This is a genomic window from Epibacterium ulvae, from assembly GCF_018678075.1.
Classification (GTDB): Bacteria; Pseudomonadota; Alphaproteobacteria; order Rhodobacterales; family Rhodobacteraceae; genus Epibacterium; species Epibacterium ulvae_A.
Map to the genome: position 1 here is coordinate 1 of NZ_JAHHIR010000097.1, position 21115 is coordinate 21115.

27 protein-coding genes are annotated in these 21115 nt (G+C 55.0%); 21 read left to right on the forward strand and 6 right to left on the reverse strand.

Translation table 11 applies throughout. The annotated features are described in order from the left end of the window. Positions 1-141: 141 nt before the first annotated feature. Positions 142-429 (reverse strand): hypothetical protein, encoded by a 288-nt coding sequence (locus tag KMP13_RS18895; protein ID WP_215267546.1) that lies wholly within the window; start codon positions 427-429, stop codon positions 142-144. A gap of 751 nt (positions 430-1180) precedes the next feature. Between KMP13_RS18895 and rplB the strand changes: the two genes are divergently transcribed. The 5 genes from rplB to rplP are packed head-to-tail and all read left to right on the forward strand — an operon-like array spanning position 1181 to position 3831. Continuing rightward, positions 1181-2023 carry a 50S ribosomal protein L2 gene (rplB, locus tag KMP13_RS18900; protein WP_215267547.1) on the forward strand — a complete coding sequence of 281 codons (843 nt, stop codon included), beginning with the start codon at positions 1181-1183 and terminating at the stop codon, positions 2021-2023. Positions 2024-2026: 3 nt separating this feature from the next. Continuing rightward, positions 2027-2305 (forward strand): 30S ribosomal protein S19, encoded by a 279-nt coding sequence (gene rpsS / locus KMP13_RS18905; protein ID WP_153215334.1) that lies wholly within the window; start codon positions 2027-2029, stop codon positions 2303-2305. Positions 2306-2308: 3 nt separating this feature from the next. Further along, positions 2309-2689 (forward strand): 50S ribosomal protein L22, encoded by a 381-nt coding sequence (rplV, locus tag KMP13_RS18910; RefSeq protein WP_215267548.1) that lies wholly within the window; start codon positions 2309-2311, stop codon positions 2687-2689. Next, positions 2689-3405 (forward strand): 30S ribosomal protein S3, encoded by a 717-nt coding sequence (rpsC, locus tag KMP13_RS18915; protein WP_215267549.1) that lies wholly within the window; start codon positions 2689-2691, stop codon positions 3403-3405. Before rplV ends, rpsC begins: the two co-directional genes overlap by 1 nt. A 12-nt stretch (positions 3406-3417) precedes the next feature. Further along, a complete protein-coding gene (rplP, locus tag KMP13_RS18920) occupies positions 3418-3831 on the forward strand; it encodes a 50S ribosomal protein L16 (protein ID WP_215267550.1) in 414 nt (137 codons plus the stop codon). An 82-nt stretch (positions 3832-3913) separates the two neighbouring features. Here the strand turns inward: rplP and KMP13_RS18925 are convergent, their stop codons facing one another. Beyond that, positions 3914-4390, reverse strand: a complete 477-nt coding sequence (locus KMP13_RS18925; RefSeq protein WP_215267551.1) for a hypothetical protein — start codon at positions 4388-4390, stop codon at positions 3914-3916. Positions 4391-4444: 54 nt separating this feature from the next. After that, on the reverse strand, positions 4445-5278 hold the full coding sequence (locus KMP13_RS18930; protein ID WP_215267552.1) for a DUF2189 domain-containing protein: 834 nt from the start codon (positions 5276-5278) through the stop codon (positions 4445-4447). A 155-nt stretch (positions 5279-5433) separates the two neighbouring features. Here KMP13_RS18930 and KMP13_RS18935 point away from each other — a divergent pair, with 155 nt between their 5' ends. Together KMP13_RS18935 and KMP13_RS18940 are read left to right on the forward strand one after the other, a co-directional pair. Beyond that, on the forward strand, positions 5434-6054 hold the full coding sequence (locus KMP13_RS18935; protein WP_215267553.1) for a TIGR02466 family protein: 621 nt from the start codon (positions 5434-5436) through the stop codon (positions 6052-6054). 121 nt (positions 6055-6175) lie between these two features. Beyond that, positions 6176-6799: a sulfotransferase family 2 domain-containing protein gene (locus tag KMP13_RS18940; RefSeq protein ID WP_215267555.1), complete on the forward strand. Its 624-nt coding sequence runs from the start codon at positions 6176-6178 to the stop codon at positions 6797-6799. A gap of 171 nt (positions 6800-6970) precedes the next feature. Here KMP13_RS18940 and KMP13_RS18945 read toward each other — a convergent pair whose 3' ends face one another. Then, entirely contained in the window at positions 6971-7300 is a 330-nt protein-coding gene (locus KMP13_RS18945; protein ID WP_215267557.1) for a DUF2322 family protein, read from the reverse strand. A 132-nt stretch (positions 7301-7432) separates the two neighbouring features. Further along, positions 7433-7813, reverse strand: a complete 381-nt coding sequence (locus tag KMP13_RS18950; protein ID WP_215267559.1) for a hypothetical protein — start codon at positions 7811-7813, stop codon at positions 7433-7435. A gap of 421 nt (positions 7814-8234) precedes the next feature. On the opposite strand from KMP13_RS18950, the gene rpmC reads away from it, so the two are divergent. The 14 genes from rpmC to KMP13_RS19020 all read left to right on the forward strand — a co-directional run bounded on the left by rpmC (position 8235) and on the right by KMP13_RS19020 (position 20171). Further along, on the forward strand, positions 8235-8435 hold the full coding sequence (gene rpmC / locus KMP13_RS18955) for a 50S ribosomal protein L29 (protein ID WP_215267560.1): 201 nt from the start codon (positions 8235-8237) through the stop codon (positions 8433-8435). A gap of 12 nt (positions 8436-8447) precedes the next feature. Then, the gene (rpsQ, locus tag KMP13_RS18960; protein WP_215267561.1) at positions 8448-8678 is read left to right on the forward strand and encodes a 30S ribosomal protein S17; all 231 of its coding nucleotides are present in this window, start codon (positions 8448-8450) and stop codon (positions 8676-8678) included. Positions 8679-8778: 100 nt separating this feature from the next. Continuing rightward, positions 8779-9147 carry a 50S ribosomal protein L14 gene (gene rplN, locus KMP13_RS18965; protein WP_093325862.1) on the forward strand — a complete coding sequence of 123 codons (369 nt, stop codon included), beginning with the start codon at positions 8779-8781 and terminating at the stop codon, positions 9145-9147. 2 nt (positions 9148-9149) lie between these two features. Beyond that, entirely contained in the window at positions 9150-9455 is a 306-nt protein-coding gene (gene rplX, locus KMP13_RS18970; protein ID WP_215267563.1) for a 50S ribosomal protein L24, read from the forward strand. Further along, the gene (rplE, locus tag KMP13_RS18975) at positions 9455-10018 is read left to right on the forward strand and encodes a 50S ribosomal protein L5 (protein ID WP_215267565.1); all 564 of its coding nucleotides are present in this window, start codon (positions 9455-9457) and stop codon (positions 10016-10018) included. The genes rplX and rplE overlap by 1 nt, the downstream gene beginning before the upstream one ends. Before the next feature lie 20 nt (positions 10019-10038). Then, on the forward strand, positions 10039-10344 hold the full coding sequence (rpsN, locus tag KMP13_RS18980; protein WP_153215346.1) for a 30S ribosomal protein S14: 306 nt from the start codon (positions 10039-10041) through the stop codon (positions 10342-10344). Positions 10345-10356: 12 nt separating this feature from the next. Next, the gene (gene rpsH / locus KMP13_RS18985) at positions 10357-10749 is read left to right on the forward strand and encodes a 30S ribosomal protein S8 (protein ID WP_215267566.1); all 393 of its coding nucleotides are present in this window, start codon (positions 10357-10359) and stop codon (positions 10747-10749) included. A 12-nt stretch (positions 10750-10761) separates the two neighbouring features. Further along, positions 10762-11295, forward strand: coding sequence for a 50S ribosomal protein L6 (gene rplF, locus KMP13_RS18990; RefSeq protein WP_215267567.1), 534 nt, complete (start codon positions 10762-10764; stop codon positions 11293-11295). 11 nt (positions 11296-11306) lie between these two features. Next, a complete protein-coding gene (rplR, locus tag KMP13_RS18995; protein ID WP_215267570.1) occupies positions 11307-11666 on the forward strand; it encodes a 50S ribosomal protein L18 in 360 nt (119 codons plus the stop codon). 154 nt (positions 11667-11820) lie between these two features. Continuing rightward, positions 11821-12399 carry a 30S ribosomal protein S5 gene (gene rpsE, locus KMP13_RS19000; protein WP_215267571.1) on the forward strand — a complete coding sequence of 193 codons (579 nt, stop codon included), beginning with the start codon at positions 11821-11823 and terminating at the stop codon, positions 12397-12399. Between the two features lie 12 nt (positions 12400-12411). Beyond that, positions 12412-12600 (forward strand): 50S ribosomal protein L30, encoded by a 189-nt coding sequence (rpmD, locus tag KMP13_RS19005; RefSeq protein ID WP_008559881.1) that lies wholly within the window; start codon positions 12412-12414, stop codon positions 12598-12600. Between the two features lie 435 nt (positions 12601-13035). Continuing rightward, complete coding sequence (locus KMP13_RS19010; RefSeq protein WP_215267573.1) at positions 13036-15888, forward strand: family 16 glycosylhydrolase; 2853 nt, start codon at positions 13036-13038, stop codon at positions 15886-15888. 453 nt (positions 15889-16341) lie between these two features. Beyond that, entirely contained in the window at positions 16342-17016 is a 675-nt protein-coding gene (locus tag KMP13_RS19015; protein ID WP_215267575.1) for a sugar transferase, read from the forward strand. A gap of 431 nt (positions 17017-17447) precedes the next feature. Beyond that, a complete protein-coding gene (locus tag KMP13_RS19020; RefSeq protein ID WP_215267577.1) occupies positions 17448-20171 on the forward strand; it encodes a S8 family serine peptidase in 2724 nt (907 codons plus the stop codon). A gap of 88 nt (positions 20172-20259) precedes the next feature. Here the strand turns inward: KMP13_RS19020 and KMP13_RS19025 are convergent, their stop codons facing one another. Then, on the reverse strand, positions 20260-21114 hold the full coding sequence (locus KMP13_RS19025) for a sulfotransferase domain-containing protein (RefSeq protein ID WP_215267579.1): 855 nt from the start codon (positions 21112-21114) through the stop codon (positions 20260-20262). Position 21115 lies beyond the last annotated feature (1 nt).

A 21115-nucleotide genomic window follows, 5' to 3' on the forward strand; every position in this document is an offset into this window, starting at 1 on the left:
GTTTTAGGGGCTCAGGTCACATGAAAGACAGCGAAATACGCAGTGCTAACTGCCCTACGCAAATCGGCTTGCGGAATGTCTTCAACATTTTCTGGCAAGAGTTTCTGCGCAGTTGATATCAGGCTTTCAGCCAGATGTTCGTCAGGCATGTACCCCGTGTCCAACAGACGGAGTAATGATGGGGAAGAAACGACGCCACGTGTCGTTTTCGCCAGCAAGAAAGCGGCGGACTTTCCCGGTGAGGCCAAAGTAACTCTCCGCGAATTGAGTCGGATTTACTGCGGTGCTCACTACCAAGGTAATCCGAATTTCGCGTGCCTCAGTATCAACAGTGACATCCTCAATGTGAACTTCTTCAATAAGGTCTTCCGGAAACGCAGCATGAACAACGGCTTCAATGTCCGCGCGTACTCTCTCTGGAATTTGCATTTTGTGTCTCCCAATGCGAACACACTTACATGTTTGATGAGTTGCGCAAAGAAAATTTTGACTCTCTGGGACTCTATGTAGTATCGAAGCAGCCCTTTAACAATATATTACTGGAGTGCTCGCTTAAGAAGATTATTTGTTGACGTAATAGCACAAAAGTTGTTGTCTGGCGGTCGGATGCCCGTCATCGCTTCCCCCCTCCTTTAGGCTTCAAAGGTGAAGACCAAATTAGGGTTTTCACGAGAGTTAGGCTTTTTCCTAACGTCGTGAAAAAGGAGAAAGCCAATGACAAGTTGTTGTTGGCCGAAACCGGTACGCGTTCGTTCGTATCGCCGGTTTCGGCATGGGCGTTGGGAGACAGTGGTGTCCCATTGCCGGAGTTATCCGTCTTAAGGCGCGGCCACGCCTCTTGACTGACCCATGATATGATGGCGGGCATCTATCAACGTCAGCTTAAGGACGCAACATACAAATAGTTTAGTGTCTCGTTTTAGCCAATCACGAGTTGTTGCATCTCTGACTCACTCCCCCATTGCCACCTCCCACCACTTCCGCTATATCCCGCTCATTCTGTGGCCTCGGATTCGTTCCGGGGCCTCTGATATTTTGGAATCGGGGACCTTCGGGGCCCTAGACACTTGGTCACCTGAACCCGTCGCGCCACGATTTAAGCGCAGCAAGGCAGGGGGCTTTCACATAGCGGTATCCAGTTCTTCCCAGGGTATCGCACGCTAAACGGAAGACAGAAAGCATGGCACTCAAGTCGTATAAACCGACTACGCCGGGCCAGCGTGGGCTGGTTCTGATCGACCGTTCGGAGCTTTGGAAAGGGCGTCCGGTTAAATCTCTCACTGAGGGTTTGACCAAATCGGGCGGCCGGAACAACACCGGACGGATCACTTCACGCCGCCGTGGCGGTGGCGCAAAGCGTCTCTACCGGATCGTTGACTTCAAACGGAACAAGTTTGATGTTGCCGCCACTGTTGAGCGCATCGAATATGACCCTAACCGGACTGCCTTCATCGCATTGGTGAAGTACGAAGACGGCGAGCAGGCGTATATCCTGGCTCCGCAACGTCTGGCAGTTGGTGACAAGGTCATCGCCTCCAGCAAGGCCGACATCAAGCCGGGCAACGCAATGCCGTTCTCGGGCATGCCAATCGGTACCATTGTTCACAACATCGAAATGAAACCGGGCAAAGGCGGCCAGATCGCCCGTGCAGCCGGTACCTACGCACAATTCGTAGGTCGTGACGGTGGCTACGCTCAGATCCGTCTGAGCAGCGGTGAACTGCGCATGGTCCGTCAGGAATGCATGGCAACCGTTGGTGCGGTATCCAACCCCGACAACTCGAACCAAGACTACGGTAAAGCCGGTCGTATGCGCCACAAAGGCAAACGTCCCTCGGTTCGTGGTGTTGCGATGAACCCGATCGACCACCCTCACGGTGGTGGTGAAGGTCGTACTTCGGGTGGTCGTACTCCGGTTACACCCTGGGGTAAGGACACCAAAGGTAAGCGTACCCGTAACAAAAACAAAGCGTCGCAAAAGCTTATTATCCGCTCGCGTCACGCCAAGAAGAAAGGGCGTTAATCTATGTCTCGCTCTGTTTGGAAGGGTCCTTTCGTTGACAGCTACGTCCTGAAAAAGGCCGAAGCTGCACGTGAATCGGGCCGCAATGAAGTGATCAAAATCTGGTCCCGTCGTTCCACCATCCTGCCCCAGTTCGTGGGTCTGACATTTGGTGTGTACAACGGTCAGAAGCACATCCCAGTCAACGTCTCGGAAGACATGATCGGTCAGAAGTTCGGTGAATATGCACCGACTCGTACCTATTACGGTCACGCAGCAGACAAAAAAGCGAAGCGGAAGTAAGTCATGGGCAAGGAAAAGAACCCCCGCCGCGTGGCCGAAAACGAAGCAATGGCAAAACTGCGCATGCTTCGCACCAGCCCGCAAAAACTGAACCTGGTAGCCGCAATGATCCGTGGCAAGAAAGTTGAGAAGGCTTTGACCGACCTGACTTTCTCCAACAAACGGGTCGCACAGGACGTGAAGAAATGCCTTCAGTCCGCTATTGCGAATGCTGAAAACAACCACAACCTGGACGTTGACGAGCTGATCGTTGCCGAGGCCTATGTGGGTAAAAACCTGGTCATGAAGCGCGGTCGTCCGCGGGCTCGTGGTCGTTACGGTAAAATCCTAAAGCCGTTCTCGGAGCTCACCATCAAGGTGCGTCAAGTTGAGGAGCAAGCGTAATGGGACATAAAGTCAATCCGATCGGCATGCGCCTCCAGGTCAACCGCACCTGGGATAGCCGCTGGTACGCCAACACCAAGGATTACGGTGATCTTCTGCTGGAAGACATCAAGATCCGCGACTTCATCAAGGTCGAGTGCAAACAAGCTGGTGTTGCACGTGTGATCATCGAACGTCCGCACAAAAAGTGCCGCGTTACGATCAACACCGCACGTCCGGGTGTTATCATTGGTAAGAAAGGTGCAGACATTGAAGTTCTGCGCAAGAAACTTGCCTCGATGACCGAATCTGAGCTGCACCTCAACATCGTTGAAGTGCGCAAGCCTGAGCTTGACGCGCAGCTGGTTGGCGAGTCCATCGCTCAGCAGCTGGAACGCCGTGTGTCTTTCCGTCGTGCGATGAAGCGCGCCGTACAGAACGCAATGCGTATGGGCGCCCTGGGTATCCGGGTGAACGTCGCTGGTCGTCTGGGTGGTGCTGAAATCGCGCGTACCGAATGGTACCGTGAAGGCCGCGTGCCGTTGCACACCCTGCGTGCAGACATCGATTACGCACACTCTGAAGCCATGACCCCCTATGGTATCATCGGGATCAAGACATGGATCTTCAAAGGCGAAATCATGGAGCACGATCCGCAGGCGCATGATCGTAAATCGCAAGAAGTCCAAGACGGCCCGGCACCTCGCGGTGCAGGCGGCAACCGTCGCGACCGCTAAGGAGAAGATACAATGCTTCAGCCAAAGCGTACAAAATTCCGCAAGATGCACAAAGGCCGGATCTCCGGTCTGGCAAAAGGCGGCTCTGATCTGAACTTCGGCACATTCGGACTGAAAGCTCTTCAGCCCGAGCGTGTGACCGCGCGCCAGATCGAAGCTGCTCGTCGTGCGATGACCCGCCACATGAAACGTCAGGGTCGTGTTTGGATCCGTATCTTCCCAGATACTCCGGTTACGTCAAAACCAACCGAAGTGCGTATGGGTAAAGGTAAAGGTTCCGTCGACTATTGGGCGTGCAAGGTTAAACCTGGCCGCGTAATGTTCGAAATCGACGGTGTCGACGAAGACATCGCCCGCGAGGCCCTGCGCCTGGCAGCGATGAAACTGCCGATCAAAACCCGCGTTGTGGTTCGCGAAGACTGGTAATCCCAGCTTTTCGAGACAAGATAAAAACCCCCGCAGAGCAATCTGCGGGGGTTTTCTTATGTTCAAACCGGTCTGTTCGGGATCAGGGCAGGACCGCCGCGCCTGAGATCATATTGGTGTATTTCCCGGTGGCATTGACCCCGGAGTTAAAGGCACCGCCGCCGCTGGCCTTGTCCCACTTCCCGGTGCCGCCCTCGACCGTCCAGGTGCCGTGCATGCACCCATCCTGGCTCATCGCGCGAGCGCTCCAGCCCACAACAAGCGTGTCACCGTCTTTATCCGCAAAATTGCACAGCCCATTGCCGGTTGGCTGGCCCGCATTGACCAAAACGGTGCCAACACAGGGGCCGGTGGCGCTGGCCATGGGGTTGTCGCCATTGCCGCCTGCGAAGCCGGTGTAATCCGTGTGGGCTTCGACGAGGGTCAGCGTCGGGCTGATCTCTGTCACTTTGGACAGGACATTGCCCATGCCGATCCCTGTCACATCATGGGTTTCCGCCCAGGCTGATGTGCCTGTCAAAACGGCCAGAACTGCAAGGCCACGTGTTACTCCAAACATCGTCACTCCCCCTTTTTGAAAACGGCCACCTCCTCGTGGTTATTCGTAAAAGTATCAGAAAACATCCTTGCCGTAGATTTCGGCTGCGGTCTGCGGGTGTTTGACGTGCCCATATGCGATCATATCATAAAGGTGCCAGGTCGCATGCCCCAGCAGCGGCAGGGTGATCAGCAGGCCAAAGAACCCTGGAAGCATCGACACAAAGGTCAGCACCGCAATGAACAGGCCCCAGGGCAGCATCACGCCAGGGTGGAGCTGCACATAGGTAAAGCTGGTGATCATCGCGGTGACAAAATCCACTTCTCGGTCCAACAACAGGGGCAGGGCGATCACAGTGATCATGTACAACAGCAGCGCAAAGGCCGCGCCGATCACCGTGCCAAAGGCGAGCATTTTGACCCCTTGCAGCGTCGCATAGACCTCGAGTGATGACGAGATATTGGTCATCGCGGCGTGCCCCAGAAACAGGGCAAAGACCATATGCGCCAGAAAGAACCAGAACAGGAACATCACCACAATGATGGCGCACAGCGACGGCAGCTGGCGTTTGGACTGGCGTAAGGCCACGGTCAGGGTCTTGCCCATATCCATCGGCGCGCCACGGGCAAAGCGGCGGCTGACATCGTAAAACCCCACGGCGGCAAAGGGGGAAAACAGCGGGAACCCCACCACCGCTAGCACCAGCCAGTAGCTTTGACCGGTGGCGCGGGTGATCCAAACCAGGGTCCAGCCGATCAGCACGTAAATCCCAGCAATCGTCAGCGCAAACAAGGGCGCACGGGTCAAGTCGCGCCAGCCCCGCCGCATTGCCTCGCGCAGCAATGCGGTGGTCACGGGGGCGAGATCGGGGGCGCCAAGTTCTGGCGCGCGTTCGTTGTGTTGTTGCATCGCCGTTTCCTCCTCCTCAAGAGAGACAGCGCGCGTTTCCCGCGTCTAGCGTATCATGGATCGTCGCGCTGTCGACGGCTTGGGGGCTTTTATGCAGGCGGATTGCATGTTTAACGCCTCTCGCCAGTTGGGAAGTGGTGCGATATGAGAGGGACATGGCACAGATCGATTCCCTCTTCGTCACCCGGTTTTACCGCGCAGCCCTCTCGGAACATGGTCCCACCGTTGACCCGGCCGAGATGGAAAATTCATGCCTTGTCATCGCGGGCGATGATGAGGCCGGCCAGGATTGGTGCGAGGAAAACGGCTATCCCGGATATACGTCCTATGCGTCGCTGACGGACCTGCCTTGGCGGTTCCCGATCTTTAAGGATCTGGTCACATCGCTGGATGCCCATGTCGCGGCCTTTGCCGAGGATCTGGAGCTGAACCTGGATGGGCGCGCCTTGGTTCTGGAGGATCTGTGGATCAATATCCTGCCCGAAGGCGGCACCCACGCCAGCCACATTCACCCGCATTCGGTGATTTCGGGCACCACCTATGTGGCGATGCCCGATGGGGCGTCGGCGCTCAAACTCGAAGATCCGCGCCACGCGATGATGATGGCACATCCCCCCCGGATCAAAGACGCCCGCCAAGAGCTGCGCAGCTTTGTCTACCAGACGCCAAAGGTCGGCGATGTGCTGCTGTGGGAGAGCTTCATCCGCCACGAAGTGCCGCTGAACATGTCCGAAGAAGAGCGGATCTCAGTCTCGTTTAATTATCGCTGGGAGTAAGCGGTTCCTTAGATGTGATTGTATCAAAACGCCAAAGGCGCGCGTTTTCGGCCACGGATTCAGGAAATTTTTGTAAGTCTATGATACCAAAGACTCTTTGGTTTAGAGATAAGGCGTTGACATGTTGCATGACAAACCGACGGTCGCTGCGGATCCACAAGTCCTCCAATCGCTGCGGGCGGTGGAGGCCATGTTGTCGCGCCCGTACTGCTTTGTTCATATTAACAAGTGTGGAGGGACATCTGTCTCGTCGGCGCTTGGCTTGACGAAGTCCCATGCTTCAGTCAAGCAAATGACTAAATTGTTCGGACCAGGTTTTCTAACCGCCAAACGCGCATTCTCGATCGTTCGTCGACCTTACGAACGTGTGTGCTCGCTGTACCGATACAGTGAGGAGAATAATTACATTGAGCCAGGCAGATGCGCTGCTGGTCTAAATGAATGGATTTATAGCAGTTTCAAAACGCCGCGTTCCGAGAACGATGTTTGGTATCAACCAGCTTGTGATTGGTTGGTTGACGACAATGGTGAGACGCCTGTTAAGTTGATCGTCCGGTTGGAGGAAATCGACAAGGATTGGCACAAAATTCAGAAATTCACTGGTTGTGACGCACCGTTGCCTCGAAAAAACACGACAATTGCAAAGGCGCATAACTCGGTCAGTGCTTTGAGTGATGAAAACAAAGCGATCATCGAATCCTATTTTGAAATAGATTTTGCGGCTCTGGGATACGATCGGATTTAACCGGTCAGCAAACCGGCAAAGCGTCACTTGGAACCATCGAGGAATGGCTTTTGCCCAGTTGCGCCGGATTTCGGTGTGTCATCGTTCGGTCGAGGGCTTATGGAGCCCAGCATATTGCGCCAACACCCGGTTACCCAACGACTCGAACTGTTATGCGCCACGCGTTTGTGATCATACAGCCAGAACCCGGATCGTCAGCGGCGCACCACCTTCAAGGATTGCGAGCAGGAGATCGATGTTTGGATGCGCACCGGGGCGGTTTTTGGCGTCCTCGGTATGTTCTGCAAACACATCTAGCCCATGGTCGGCGGCCTCAGCATCCAACGCATCAAAGCTTTGCGCGAGGTATTGATACACCGCCAGGGATCCTTGCTTGCCGGGCATGTTCTCAATCGTGGCCACAACAGCCTCACTTGCATCCAGCAGCTCGATCCGGGTCAGGCCGTCGATGGCGGGCAGGAGGGCGAGATTGTCTTTGAATGCGGCGGTGGGCTGGATCATGGTCTTGTCCTTTGATGGGTGGTCCGTGTACTGGCTCGCTTGCTGTGGTACCTTCCAAGATTGCTGGGAACCACTCAAAAGCTGACAAGGATATTAAGTTGGAGTTACGCTCTGCGCCGTTGCGCGGTCAGTTTAGTCCAGGTAGCGGCATGTTTTTTCACCATTGCCCACACCCAGTTCTCTCTCCCATTTGCGGCAACGAGCCATCGAGAGCACCTGTGCAGCTTCCAAGCTGACGTTCCAAGCATAGCCGCAGCCAAATATTCCTGTAATGGTATTATCTTTGCGTCCGGCAAAAACAAAGTGGTAAGGCTCGTACTTTCCACTGCGCTTCATCCTTCGCAGTTCTTTTCTGGCCTTCGTGCATGTAGCCGCATTGTTCGCTGTCTTTTCGTCAAAGCGTTTGCGAATTTCCTTTTCAAGATCCAGTAGGTGCTGTTGGGCACTGCCCGGTGAGCAAATGCTCACTGCTAAAATCGACAATACGAAAAATCGAATAAGTTTTGATGTCATGTTAAATCCCTAAATAGCTGCCCACAAAGTTAATCCATTCGAACGCTCAGATGTCCGTGTCAAATCACCGAGGGCAACATCTCAATCTTGGTGTCTGTCCCCCGCAGCATGAAGTGTCCTGCGCCCAAACCAAAAGGTTTCTTTCTTTTACACATTCTGTAAGCGTCGGTAGAGCACAGCCAACGGAGATACAGAAGGGCATGTATAGAGGCCTGACAGTCTCCAACTTTCCCTTGCCTCCACCCCCGCAAACCCCTATAGGAACACATCGCTCTTGAGGTTCGCCATGCGAATCTCTTTGGGCGATATATTTTTTCGGGGCTAACCCTTTGGGGTAAAACCGAGATTTACATAACCCACCAGGGTCAAGAGTTACCCGCCACAAGGGGCTCTCTGGTGCCAAGGAAAGGAACGAAAGGCGATGAACGCCAAGGATCTTCGCGACAAGACCGTGGATGAGCTCCGCGATCTGCTCGCTTCTTACAAAAAAGAGAGCTTCAACCTGCGCTTTCAGCAGGCAACCGGTCAGTTGGAAAACACTTCGGGTATTCGTGCGGCACGCCGCAACGCCGCCCGTGTGAACACCATCCTGAACGAAAAAGCTGCTCAGGCAGCTGAATAAGGAGCCCTCGAGATGCCCAAACGTATCCTGCAAGGCGTCGTGACCTCCGACGCAAACGCTCAAACCGTAACAGTTTCGGTTGAACGTCGCTTCACGCACCCCGTTCTGAAGAAAACCATCCGTAAGTCCAAAAAATACCGGGCCCACGATGAGCAGAACTCATTCAAGGTTGGCGACAAAGTCCGCATCATCGAATGCGCACCTAAGTCGAAAACGAAACGCTGGGAAGTTCTGGAAGCCTAAGAGCCTGATAATTCAGGCTCCTGGCGACTAGACTTAACAGTCAGTCGAAACCCTGGGGACCACAGCACGCATCGCTGCCCCAAAGGTCGGGAGAAACCACATGATCCAGATGCAAACAAACCTGGATGTTGCTGACAACTCTGGCGCTCGCCGAGTTCAGTGCATCAAGGTTCTGGGTGGCTCCAAGCGTAAATACGCTTCCGTTGGCGACGTTATCGTCGTCTCGGTTAAAGAAGCCATCCCGCGCGGCCGCGTGAAAAAAGGTGACGTCCGTAAGGCCGTTGTCGTACGCACCGCCAAAGAAGTTCGCCGCGAAGACGGTACCGCGATCCGCTTTGATCGCAATGCTGCCGTTATCCTGAACAACAGCAATGAGCCCGTAGGTACACGTATCTTTGGCCCAGTTGTTCGTGAACTGCGTGCGAAAAACTTCATGAAAATCATCTCGCTCGCTCCGGAGGTGCTGTAACCATGGCCGCTAAACTCCGTAAAGGCGATAAAGTGATCGTCCTGGCTGGCAAGGATAAGGGTAAAGAGGGCACCATCGCCTCTGTGAACCCATCCGCTGGCAAAGCAGTTGTCGAAGGTGTGAACATCGCCATCCGTCACACGCGTCAGACCCAGACAGACCAAGGTGGTCGCTTGCCCAAGGCAATGCCGATCCAACTGTCGAACCTGGCTCTGCTGGATTCAAATGGCAAAGCGACGCGCGTTGGCTTCCGTGAGGAAGACGGCAAGAAAGTGCGTTTCGCGAAAACCACCGGGGAGACTGTCTGATGCTGGATGATGCAAACTACACCCCGCGCCTGAAGGCCCTGTATGCGGAAACCATCCGCGCCGGTCTGATGGAAGAGTTCGGCTACAAGAACGAGATGCAGATCCCTAAGCTGGACAAGATCGTTCTGAACATCGGTTGCGGCCGCGCTGCTGTTAAAGACAGCAAAAAAGCGAAATCCGCACAGGCTGACCTGACCTTGATTTCTGGTCAAAAAGCTCTGACAACCGTTGCCAAGAACTCAATCGCTGGCTTCCGCGTTCGTGAAGGCATGCCGATGGGTGCAAAAGTGACCCTGCGTGGCGACCGGATGTTTGAATTCCTGGACCGCCTGATCACCATTGCGATGCCTCGTATCCGCGACTTCCGCGGCGTATCGGGCGCCTCTTTTGACGGCCGTGGCAACTATGCCATGGGTCTGAAAGAGCACATGGTGTTCCCAGAGATCGAATTCGACAAGATCGACGAGCCCTGGGGCATGGACATCGTAATTGCCACCAACGCGAAATCCGACGCTGAAGCAAAGGCACTGTTGAAAGCTTTCAACATGCCCTTCAACAGCTAAAGCGCGGGAAGGATAGAGACATGGCTAAGAAAAGCATGATCGCACGCGAGAAGAAGCGTGAGCGCCTGGTGGCCAAATACGCTGCCAAACGCGCCGAGCTGAAAGAAATCGCAAACGACGAAAGCAAGCCGATGGAAGAGCGTTTCAAAGCGCGTCTGAAACTGGCGAAGCTGCCGCGGAACTCCTCGGCGACCCGTCTTCACAACCGTTGCCAGCTGACCGGCCGTCCTCACGCTTACTATCGTAAGCTGAAGATCAGCCGTATTGCGCTGCGCGAACTGGGTTCTGCTGGTCAGATCCCAGGTATGGTCAAATCGAGCTGGTAAGGAGAGAGCATAATGAACGATCCTATCGGTGATATGCTGACCCGTATCCGCAACGCTCAAATGCGTGGCAAGTCCATCGTTGAAACCCCTGCGTCCAAACTGCGCGCATGGGTTCTGGATGTGCTGATGGACGAGGGTTACATTCGCGGCTACGAGAAGACCACTGGTTCAGATGGTCATCCGGCGATTGAAATCAGCCTGAAGTACTACGAAGGCGAACCTGTTATTCGTGAACTGAAGCGGGTCTCCAAACCCGGTCGTCGCGTATACATGGGCGTCAGTGACATCCCATCCGTCCGTCAGGGCCTGGGTGTGTCGATTGTCTCCACTCCTCGGGGTGTGATGTCGGATGTAAATGCACGTGCAGCCAATGTTGGCGGCGAAGTGCTCTGCACCGTCTTCTAAGGGAGGTATTCGATGTCTCGTATTGGTAAGAAACCAGTGACCCTACCCAGCGGCGTTTCCGCCTCTGTGTCTGGTCAGACCATCGAAGTGAAGGGCCCGAAAGGCGCCCGGACCTTCAGTGCAACAGACGACGTCACGCTTGCTGTTGAAGAAAACATTGTGAAAGTCGAGCCGCGCGGTACGTCCAAACGCGCTCGTCAGCAGTGGGGCATGGCCCGCACAATGATCGAAAACTGTGTTGTTGGTGTCACGACCGGCTTCAAAAAAGAGTTGGAGATCAATGGTGTTGGTTACCGGGCACAGATGCAGGGCAACACCCTGAAGCTGAACCTGGGCTACAGCCACGATGTCGACTTTACTGCGCCTGATGGTGTCACCATCACTGCGCCGAAGCAGACTGAAATCATTGTGGAAGGTATCGACCAGCAACTCGTTGGCCAAGTCGCGGCAAATATCCGCAAATGGCGTGCTCCTGAGCCCTACAAAGGCAAAGGTATCAAGTACAAAGACGAGTTCATCTTCCGCAAAGAAGGCAAGAAGAAGTAAGGACGCTCAACATGGCAAACAGCAAACGTACACTGTTTCTGAAACGCCGCCTGCGCGTTCGGAACAAACTCCGCAAAGTAAACGCAGGCCGCCCGCGTCTGTCCGTGCACCGCTCGAACAAGAACATCTCTGTTCAATTGATCGACGACGTACGTGGCGTGACTCTGGCAGCAGCTTCGACCCTGGAAAAAGACTTGGGTTTTGTTGGCAAGAACAACATCGACGCAGCCTCCAAAGTGGGTTCGGTTATCGCCGAACGCGCAAAGGCGGCAGGCGTTTCCGAAGCATACTTCGACCGCGGTGGCTTCCTGTATCATGGCAAAGTGAAGGCCCTGGCCGACGCTGCGCGTGAAGGTGGCTTGAAGATCTAAGGCACTTGGGCGCTCCGACTGCGGTGCGCCCAGGTTCTTATACTGTGGGTGTGCCAGTGGTACGCCCCGATGATCCGGGACAGGGGCAACCCTATCACCAGGATTGGAAAACAGGATGTGATCCGTCACATCTTTCGTTCGAAAGGAATGCCAAATGGCAGAACGTGATAACCGCCGGGGCAACCGTCGCGACCGCGATGAAACTCCGGAATTCGCAGATCGCTTGGTTGCGATCAACCGCGTCTCCAAAACTGTAAAAGGCGGTAAGCGCTTTGGTTTTGCAGCCCTGGTTGTTGTTGGCGACCAAAAAGGCCGCGTCGGCTTCGGCAAAGGTAAAGCAAAAGAAGTACCTGAGGCGATCCGCAAAGCGACTGAGCAAGCCAAGCGCCAGATGATCCGCGTCCCTCTGAAAGAAGGCCGCACCCTGCACCACGACATGCACGGCCGTCACGGCGCAGGCAAAGTTGTTATGCGTACAGCACCAGAAGGTACCGGTATCATCGCCGGTGGTCCAATGCGTGCCGTATTCGAAATGCTGGGCATCAAGGACGTTGTGTCCAAGTCGATCGGCACTCAGAACCCTTACAACATGATCCGCGCAACCATCGACGGGCTGAAAAAAGAATCCAGCCCCCGTTCCGTTGCACAGCGTCGTGGCAAAAAGGTTGCTGACATCCTGGGCAAACGCGACGAAGCACCGGCACCTGCCGCTGCTGAATCCGCAGAAGCGTAAGGAGACTGATCCATGGCTAAAACCATCGTCGTCAAACAGATCGGTTCCCCGATCCGTCGCCCCGCCGACCAGCGCGCTACTCTGGTAGGTCTGGGCCTGAACAAGATGCACAAAACCCGTGAGCTGGAAGATACTCCTTCGGTTCGCGGCATGGTCAACAAGATCCCGCATCTGGTTGAGATCATCGAAGAGCGCGACTAAGCCTCTTTTGTGAGACCAAGTCTTAAGGAGCACCCCTCGCAGTTTCGCGGGGGGTGTTTTTTTGCCTAAATTGAATCCCCTGTAAGCGATTGTGCGCCCAAAAAGGCTGTGTAAATAGTCCGTTTCCTGACTTTCGAGCACAGCGCTGTGTAACTATGTAGTGCGATAGAGTGGATAATTTCGTTTTAAATTAGATACTTGTGTGGTTTTTGACTCCGTGGCGCAAGCTTGAGGTCGTCCACCTAAAAGTGAGTTACCTATAGGATTCGCATTATTAATACATTGAAATCTATAGCTGAAGATTGCGACGTATGTTTGAGAGAAAGAGTGCGGGCTCGGCCGTATTTGAGTCGGTTCACATTTGAAACGGTTTCTGTGGCGCGGGCTGAACGGTGCCTCGGAAGTTCACGCGATTTTTGGTAGAGAGATTTTACTATGACGATTACAGGAACCAATGAAAACGATACGCTCAATGCGGAGGTCGATGGAGACGTCGTCTACGCGTTGGGCGGCAATGACTTTATCTTTAACAACGCCGAAGGCACCACTTTGGTCGGCGGCGCTGGCAACGACCATTACCGATTGTTCAATGCAAAGACGACGATTGTCGAGGACGCGGATGGCGGGCATGACATCATCTGGGCCTATGATCACGTTATGATGCCCGACAATGTCGAGGACCTTGTCTTTAAGCGCATGTCAGATTGGCATGCAATTCGCGGGAATGCGCTGGATAATCTGATAATCGCGGGAGAGGGAGAACAGGCAATTTCCGGCGGCGGCGGGGATGACACGATCACCGGCGGCGAAGGCATTGATACCTTTAACTTCGAGACTGGTAGCGGACATGACATCATCACCGACTACACGCCCGGGACCGACAATCTGACATTCTGGGATGTGGGGATTGAGACGCTTGATACGCTGCGTTTATACGGTGCGGATACAGATGATGGGTATTTGATCACGTTAAGCGAGGGCCAGTCGATCCTGCTGGCTGGGGTGTTCGGCGTAGAACTAACATCATCTGACCTGCCGCTGCAGCAGCTGTCGCTGGACTTTCTGGACGGCGCGACAGTGACGTTTGAGGATACCTTCGACAGTGCGGCATCGTTGGACAGTGGTCTGTGGAACACCATGCCCAGCAACGGGCATCCCGTGACCGCAGCTGCAGCACGGGGCAGCCGCTTTCACACCTATGTGGATGCCGATTCGACGACAGAAGATGGTGAGACGATTAGTGTTGACCCGTTTAGCTTTCAGGATGGGGTCTTGTCGATCACCGCAACCCGGACGCCCGAGCCGCTTGCAAACGATTTGGAACCGTGGCTGTCCGGTCTGTTGGAAACCCACGGGACGTTTGAACAAACCTACGGTTATTTTGAAATGCGGGCCAAAACGCCGTCCGGTCAAGGGTTCTGGCCTGCGTTCTGGTTGATGCCGGCCGATTTTTCCTGGCCGCCCGAAGCCGACGTGTTGGAAATTTTGGGCAGCCAGAGCGACATTTACCGCGCGGCGACCCATGCTGAGTTTTGGGGCGACAAGGTCACAGTGGCGGACTCCTGGTTGGTGCCAGACACCGCAGAAGAGTTTCACACCTATGGGCTTTTGTGGACGCCGGAAACGCTGACCTATACCTTTGATGGCCGGGTCATGTTGGAGACTGCCACGCCGACAGGTATGCACGTTCCCCATGCGCTGCGATTGAACCTGGCGATTGGCGGTTGGGATGGCGATCCGGATGAAACGACCCCGGACGACGCCAGTTTTGACGTCGATTACGTCCGCGCCTATGAGATTCCGGGGTTGAGCGATCTGCCGCAAAACTCGGACATGAGCGCCTTTGTCGATGCAGACGCCGGCATTCTCAACACAAGTGAATTTAGCCAGCTGGATCTTTATGGCGATGATGTGCGTCGGTTGGACAGCGACGATCCGACGGCGAGCCTTGCCCCGTTGGAGGACGGGAGCGCCGCCACCTTGGTCGGTAATGCCTTTGATAATGTACTGACTGGGAATGCGCTTGGGACGGTTTTGAACGGTAAGTCCGGCAATGATCTTCTCAGCGGGGCTGACGGCGATGACTATCTGATCGGTGAAGATGGCGATGACACGCTGGATGGCGGAACAGGGCAGGACACGTTGGTTGGCGGGTTTGGCGATGATACATATGTCATCCGCCGGACAGATGGTTCTGACACGCGGTCGTTTGAGCTGATCCTGGAACAACCCGGCCAAGGCTATGACACCCTGTACCTACCCGACATGGTGCCGGGCGATATCCGCAGTTTCATCGACTGGGCCCGCTGGCATATTGTGTTCGATGGCGAAAGCGGCCCTGTCTATGTGTCGGTCAAAGTGACTCCCGCGATCGGTGGCACGGATCTGGGTAGTTACATCGAACGCCTCGTCTTTGCGGATGGCACGGTTTGGGATTTGACCGGCGGGCTGTTCCTGCACGGAGACGATGACGCCAACACCAGCTCCGGAACTCTGCACAATGACACGATCCTTGGGGCCGGCGGTGATGATACGCTGATCGGGATGGATGGCGACGACCAGTTGGATGGCGGCGATGGTGTGGATGACCTTTATGGTTGGAACGGTAATGACACGTTGACCGACAGTGGCGATGAGGCCGGTGATCGCCTGATGGGGGAGGCCGGGGATGATCACCTGATCGGCGGTCGCGGTTGGGATTTCCTGTTTGGCGGCGACGGTGACGACAGCCTGTTTGCCAGTTCAGATGGCGATGCGCTGGATGGTGGTGCCGGCGATGACTATGTCAAAGGCAAAGGAAGCGATGACTCCCTGATCGGTGGCACCGGGCAAGACACGTTGATCGGCGCGGCCGGCGCCGATGTGATTGTGGCGGGTGCAGGGGATGACGTGGTCAAGGGGAGCGGCGGCGATGACACACTTGGTGGTGGTGATGGGCGAGACCTGGTGCTTGGCAGCGCGGGTCGTGATGATCTACGGGGCGGCGCTGGCCGCGATACGCTGCACGCAGGAGAAGGTGACGACACGCTGGACGGCGGGAGTGGGCGTGACATCCTAATCGGCGGCGCGGGCAGCGATCTTTTTGTATTTGAGTTTGATGAAGTTGATCGCGACGTCATTCGGGATTTCGGCGACGACGACCTAATCGAAATTCACGTCGCGGATAATCCTTTGAGTTACGAAGTTACCGTTTCGGACAGGTGGCTCACGCTGCGTCATCTCACGGCAGATACTGAGGTGGAGATCCGAGTGAGTAACGTAGATTTAACGGACGTTGAACTTTTATGACGGCTTTACCCGGCGTAGCGTTTGAACTCGCTCTGAAATTGCAGTAGCAATCGCTTTGTATCGCGAATGCAGCACGATTTTTCTGCGCCGCGGCATCTCGAATCAGTACCAACACTGCGTTCACGGTTTTGCGATTCTTTTCACATGTTTGTTCCCTTTGCATTTATTGTCCATGAGCCATGCTTAATGGGTGGTAAATTACTCAATTGTTGAATGGAAAATCCATTTTAAATGCAAAAAACCGCATGTGATTAAATAAAAATTCTGTTTGAAGTTAATGCTTTACGGTGATTTGGCAACTTCTTGCCGGTGGTTTCACGGGTTCACCCAAAGACAGCAGTTCCGCTGTAGAAAATTATCACTAAAAAGGGTTTTAGAGCCAACCGGCACACCGAAGCGTGCCACGAGACATTGGTCGATATTTGAACGATTGTTAAAGAGGGTACTTTTGCTATGCAGCATTTTGCAGCGGACTCCGTACACCTAAGCGCGACGGCGGTTGAGACGAACAAGAACGGGTTCTACATCAGCTTCGGCAAGCGGGTTTTTGATCTGTTTCTCGCAGTACTGATCCTGCCAATTTTGGCACCAGTTATCCTGGTTCTGGCCTTCCTGGTGCGCCGCGATGGTGGCCCCAGCTTCTTTGGTCACACCCGAGTTGGACAGAATGGTAAACCTTTCAAATGTTGGAAAGTGCGGACCATGGTTGTGGACGCCGAAGCCAAGTTGAAGGAGTATCTGGCCGAGAACCCAGAGGCCGCAGCCGAATGGGCGCGCGACCACAAACTGACCGAAGATCCACGTATCAATAAAGTGGGCCATGTGCTGCGGGCAACCAGCTTGGATGAGCTGCCCCAGATCTGGAACGTCCTGAAAGGCGAGATGACATTTGTCGGTCCACGCCCCGTGGTCGAGGCAGAGCTGGAGAAATACGGCGCATCCGTCGGCAGCTATCTGCAACAGAAACCCGGTATCACCGGCCTGTGGCAAGTTTCCGGCCGCAACGATATCTCTTACGACGAGCGTGTTGAGCTTGACGTGACCTACCTCAAGACACGCTCTTTGCTGCTGGACCTGCGTATCATCGCAAAGACCGGTCTGGCAGTGGTAGACAAAACCGGACGCTAACGCGGCCCGGGGGCACAAACAAAGAATCCGGCAAATTACGGCCGAGACAAGAAGAGACACATCAAAGAGCCGCCTGGTGCAAACCGGCGGCTCTTTTTGTATCTGCATCGGTTTCTACGGTGCCCGCTTGATCATGAACTTACGGTAACTTTGCGATGATTCCCAACGATAAGCAGAGTTAACGGTCGTTACCAATGGCGAGCGTTGATCGGCGAAAACCCGTTAATACCCGGTTAAATAAGTTAAAAATTGCGGCTCCCGTCATGCAATTGCTGGAAACCTGACACACCTCGGCCCCATTTCGTTGGCAAACAGTTAACGAAGATTACTGGGGTTAACGTTTTAAACGCAAAACCAGCACAAGCTATTCGGATCACCACATTTGGTCTGCTTGGTGCTTTGCGTTTGTTCAAAGTCTGAAGGGTGAAGTAATGTCGCAGGTCGAGCCGAACACGAGCCGCGTACAAGAATTTCTAGAAGATCCGCGGATCAATGACAGTTGGTATTTGGAAAGTTCAGACCGGTCTGCGCTGAGCATTGAAATCGAACAAATTTGGGAAGAATACACGGGTCAGGATGTCACCGTTGGTGTGATCGACTCGCAGATCGACTTTAATCACGTCGACTTGTCCCGCGCATATGATGAGACGCTTGATTACGATTTCGACCAAGACACGTCCGATATCTCGATCAATTCCAAATATATGACCGATCACCACGGCACGATGGTAGCCGGCATGATCGCAGCTGAAGGCGGCAACGGCGTTGGCAGTGTCGGGATCTCTCCGGATGCGACGCTGGTGGGCCTGGCCATCAACTATTCCAGCTCGGATGTGGGCAGCCAGGTGATTGATGCGTTGAAAGCATCCGCCGCACTGGATGTTGTGAACAACAGCTGGAGCTTTACCGCGAATTTCCGGGACAATTTTGCCCTGTCGAGCTATTCCGCTTATGGCGAAGCGCTTGAGTTCGTGGCCGAAACAGGCCGTGACGGATTGGGAACGGCGGTTGTCTTCTCTGCTGGCAACAGCGGGATCGAAGGCTCCTCCAACTACCACAACTTCCAAAACTCACCCTACACCATTGCAGTTGGCGCGGTGGAACGTTCGGGCGAAGCCTGGGATGGCACCAGCCTTGGCGCCAATGTGCTGTTGTCCGCCGCTGGCCATCAGGCGGTGACCACCTATTCCAATGATCGCTACGCCCTGCCATCCGGCACGTCCTTTGCCGCGCCACAGGTGTCGGGTGCCATTGCGCTGATGCTCGAGGCGAACCCGGATCTTGGCTACCGCGACATTCAGCAGATCCTTGCGCTCAGCGCTACCCGTGAAGGCCTGTCTGACGACCCATTGGCGGGTGACGGTTGGTTGACCAACGGGGCCACCAATATGAACGGTGGCGGCATGCACTTTAGCGATGCCTTCGGATATGGTTTCCTGAACGTTCACAACGCGGTGCGCCTGGCAGAAACTTGGGACCTGCAACAGACCACCGAAAACCGCGACACGCTTGTACAGGAGCAGGACTTTGACCTGGCGATGGAAGCCGGGACAACCGATCACATCCAAGCTACGTTCACAGTGGACGAGACCGTAAAGGTCGAACATGTGCAGGTCTCGATGGGTCTGAAATGGACCAATAACGGTGACCTGGACATCTATCTGACCAGCCCGGACGGCACCACGGTGCGCCTGGTCTATGATTCCCCGGATGCGAGCTATATCGGTGGTTTGAGCAATTTCAGCCTGACGTCTGTGGCCTCCATGGGGGAGTTGTCCGACGGTGAATGGACCATCGATATCTACAACCGTGACCCCAGCGCGACCAACAGTGACGGCACTCCGATGACTGGCACCCTCGCCAGCGCGTCGTTGACCATTCACGGTGAAGCGGACGATCTGGCAGATGACACGTACTATTACACCGACGAATTCGGCAGTCTTTATGAGGGGGACGACCTCGCGGAACGCAGCGCGCTGTCAGATACCGATGGCGGCACCGATACGATCAACGCCGCAGCTGTCACAAGCAGCAGCCTGATCGATCTGAGCGGCGAAAGCGCGACCATCATTGCAGGCGTTGAACTGCAACTGGACACGCCGTCCAATATTGAGAACGCTTACACCGGCGACGGATGGGATTACCTGGTTGGCAGCGCTGCAGACAACGTGCTGTCGGCGGGACGCGGCAATGATATGCTGGTCTTTAGCGCCGGTCAGGACGTTCTGGACGGTGGTGCGGGCGAGGATACGGTCCATTTTGATTTCAAGTTCGCGGATGTCTACGGCTATATCTCGGATGCGCAGACGCTGTTCCTCGGCGTGGTGGACTTTGGTCTGTCGACGGTGGCCGGGGTCGAAAGCTTCTCCTTCTATGACGTCACCTACAGCCTTGCGGAACTGACCGAGCGTTTGGGGTCTGAGGACGACGTGCCCGACGAGCCTGCTCCGGTGGATGAGCCTGCAGACGAGGGCGGCACCGAACCCCCGGCCGAGGAAGAAGAAACACCAGATCCGGTTGATGAGCCTCCGACTGAGCCGGTCGAAGAGACTGTTGTCTACGACGAGATCTACAACGGCACCGCGGCGGCGGACACATTGCGCGGCAGTTCGTTGAACGACGATGTGAACGGCGCGGAAGGCAACGACATTATCTTTGGCTTTGCCGGTGATGATCTGCTGGTCGGCGGCGAGGGCGATGACCGTATCAAAGGCGGAGATGACAATGACATTCTGCGCGGCGAAGACGGTAGCGATGCGCTGTTTGGTGGGGCAGGCGACGACTTGCTCGAAGGTGGTGCGGACAACGACAAACTGATCGGCCACGAAGGCAATGACACGTTGGTTGGCGGTGCCGGTCGTGATGTGTTGCGCGGTGACGAAGGGGCGGACACCTATGTGTTTGACCTCGAAGATGCCGACACGCTGGATGTTCTCTTTGGCTTTAGCAGCGAAGAGGGCGACACGATCGTCGTCGAAGGTCTGGACGGTGATGACGATGTCACGTTTGATCTGCTGTTCAAAGACAACGGCTCTGTCTTCCTGGAGGCCGAGGTCAACGGCGAGACGACGCGTTTGGCCAAACTGGTGGATTTCCAGGACGACGATCTGACCGTGGAAATGGGTTCAGGCGACACCTCAGCCTTCCTGTTCTAAGGCGCAACAAAACAATATCAAAAAACCCCTGCGTGCCATTTGGTCCGCAGGGGTTTTTCGTTTTCAATACGTCGGGGACGTTCGTCAGTCAGCCGGCCGTGAACCGCTCCCACGGCGGGGTGCGGCTGATCAATTTGGTCAATGCGGCCACATCGTCGCTGTAAAACTCAGTCAGTGCTTTTTCGGTGTCGTCTTGCATGGCGTCCACGACATCGCGGACGGGCTCCCGGTTCGCGTCGCGCAATTGCTTGACGCCGGGTGCGGTTTTTACGGTTTCGATCAGCCGTCCCATGCCGTTTTGGCGGGCAAAATTGCCGACCTTCCACAGGGTCTCCCCGACGGCGGCATTGCGATAGCGCACGCTTTCATTTGCGCGCAGGTCCAGGAAGTCGTCCAGTTTCGGCAGCTTCAGTGCTTCGGTCACCCGCAGGGCCGAGGCTTCGCGGTCCTTGTGGATTTCCTCTTGGAACCAGATGTGGATCTGTTCCTTTGGGAAATGATCATACCAACGCGCCAGATGGTGCGCGTAACGACCCTGATCCTTGTACAGCGGATTGTTGGCCATCGCGGTTTCAAAGACCAGATTGTCGCCCGAGATGTGTTCTTTGCGGACCTCATGCATGTGGTTTGAAAAGGCCCGTTTGATTGGGTCGCGCAGCGTGACAAAGACCTGCATATCCGGGTTATACGCCGCCGCACGGGCCGCTGCATCAGGGTGGATAAAGTAAGAGGGGGAGATATCGCCGCGATGGGTCACCGGGACCTCATCTTGGAGGTTTCGCTCATACCATTCGTAGCCGCGATCAAAGTAGTAGCTGAAGAAATCCACTTCCTTGATGTCGCTGACTTTGACTTCGCCGCATTGTTGCAGAACGCCGTAAAGCCAGGTTGAGGCACATTTCTGCGCGCCAATCCCAACGAAGGTTGCCTGAAATTCTCGCATA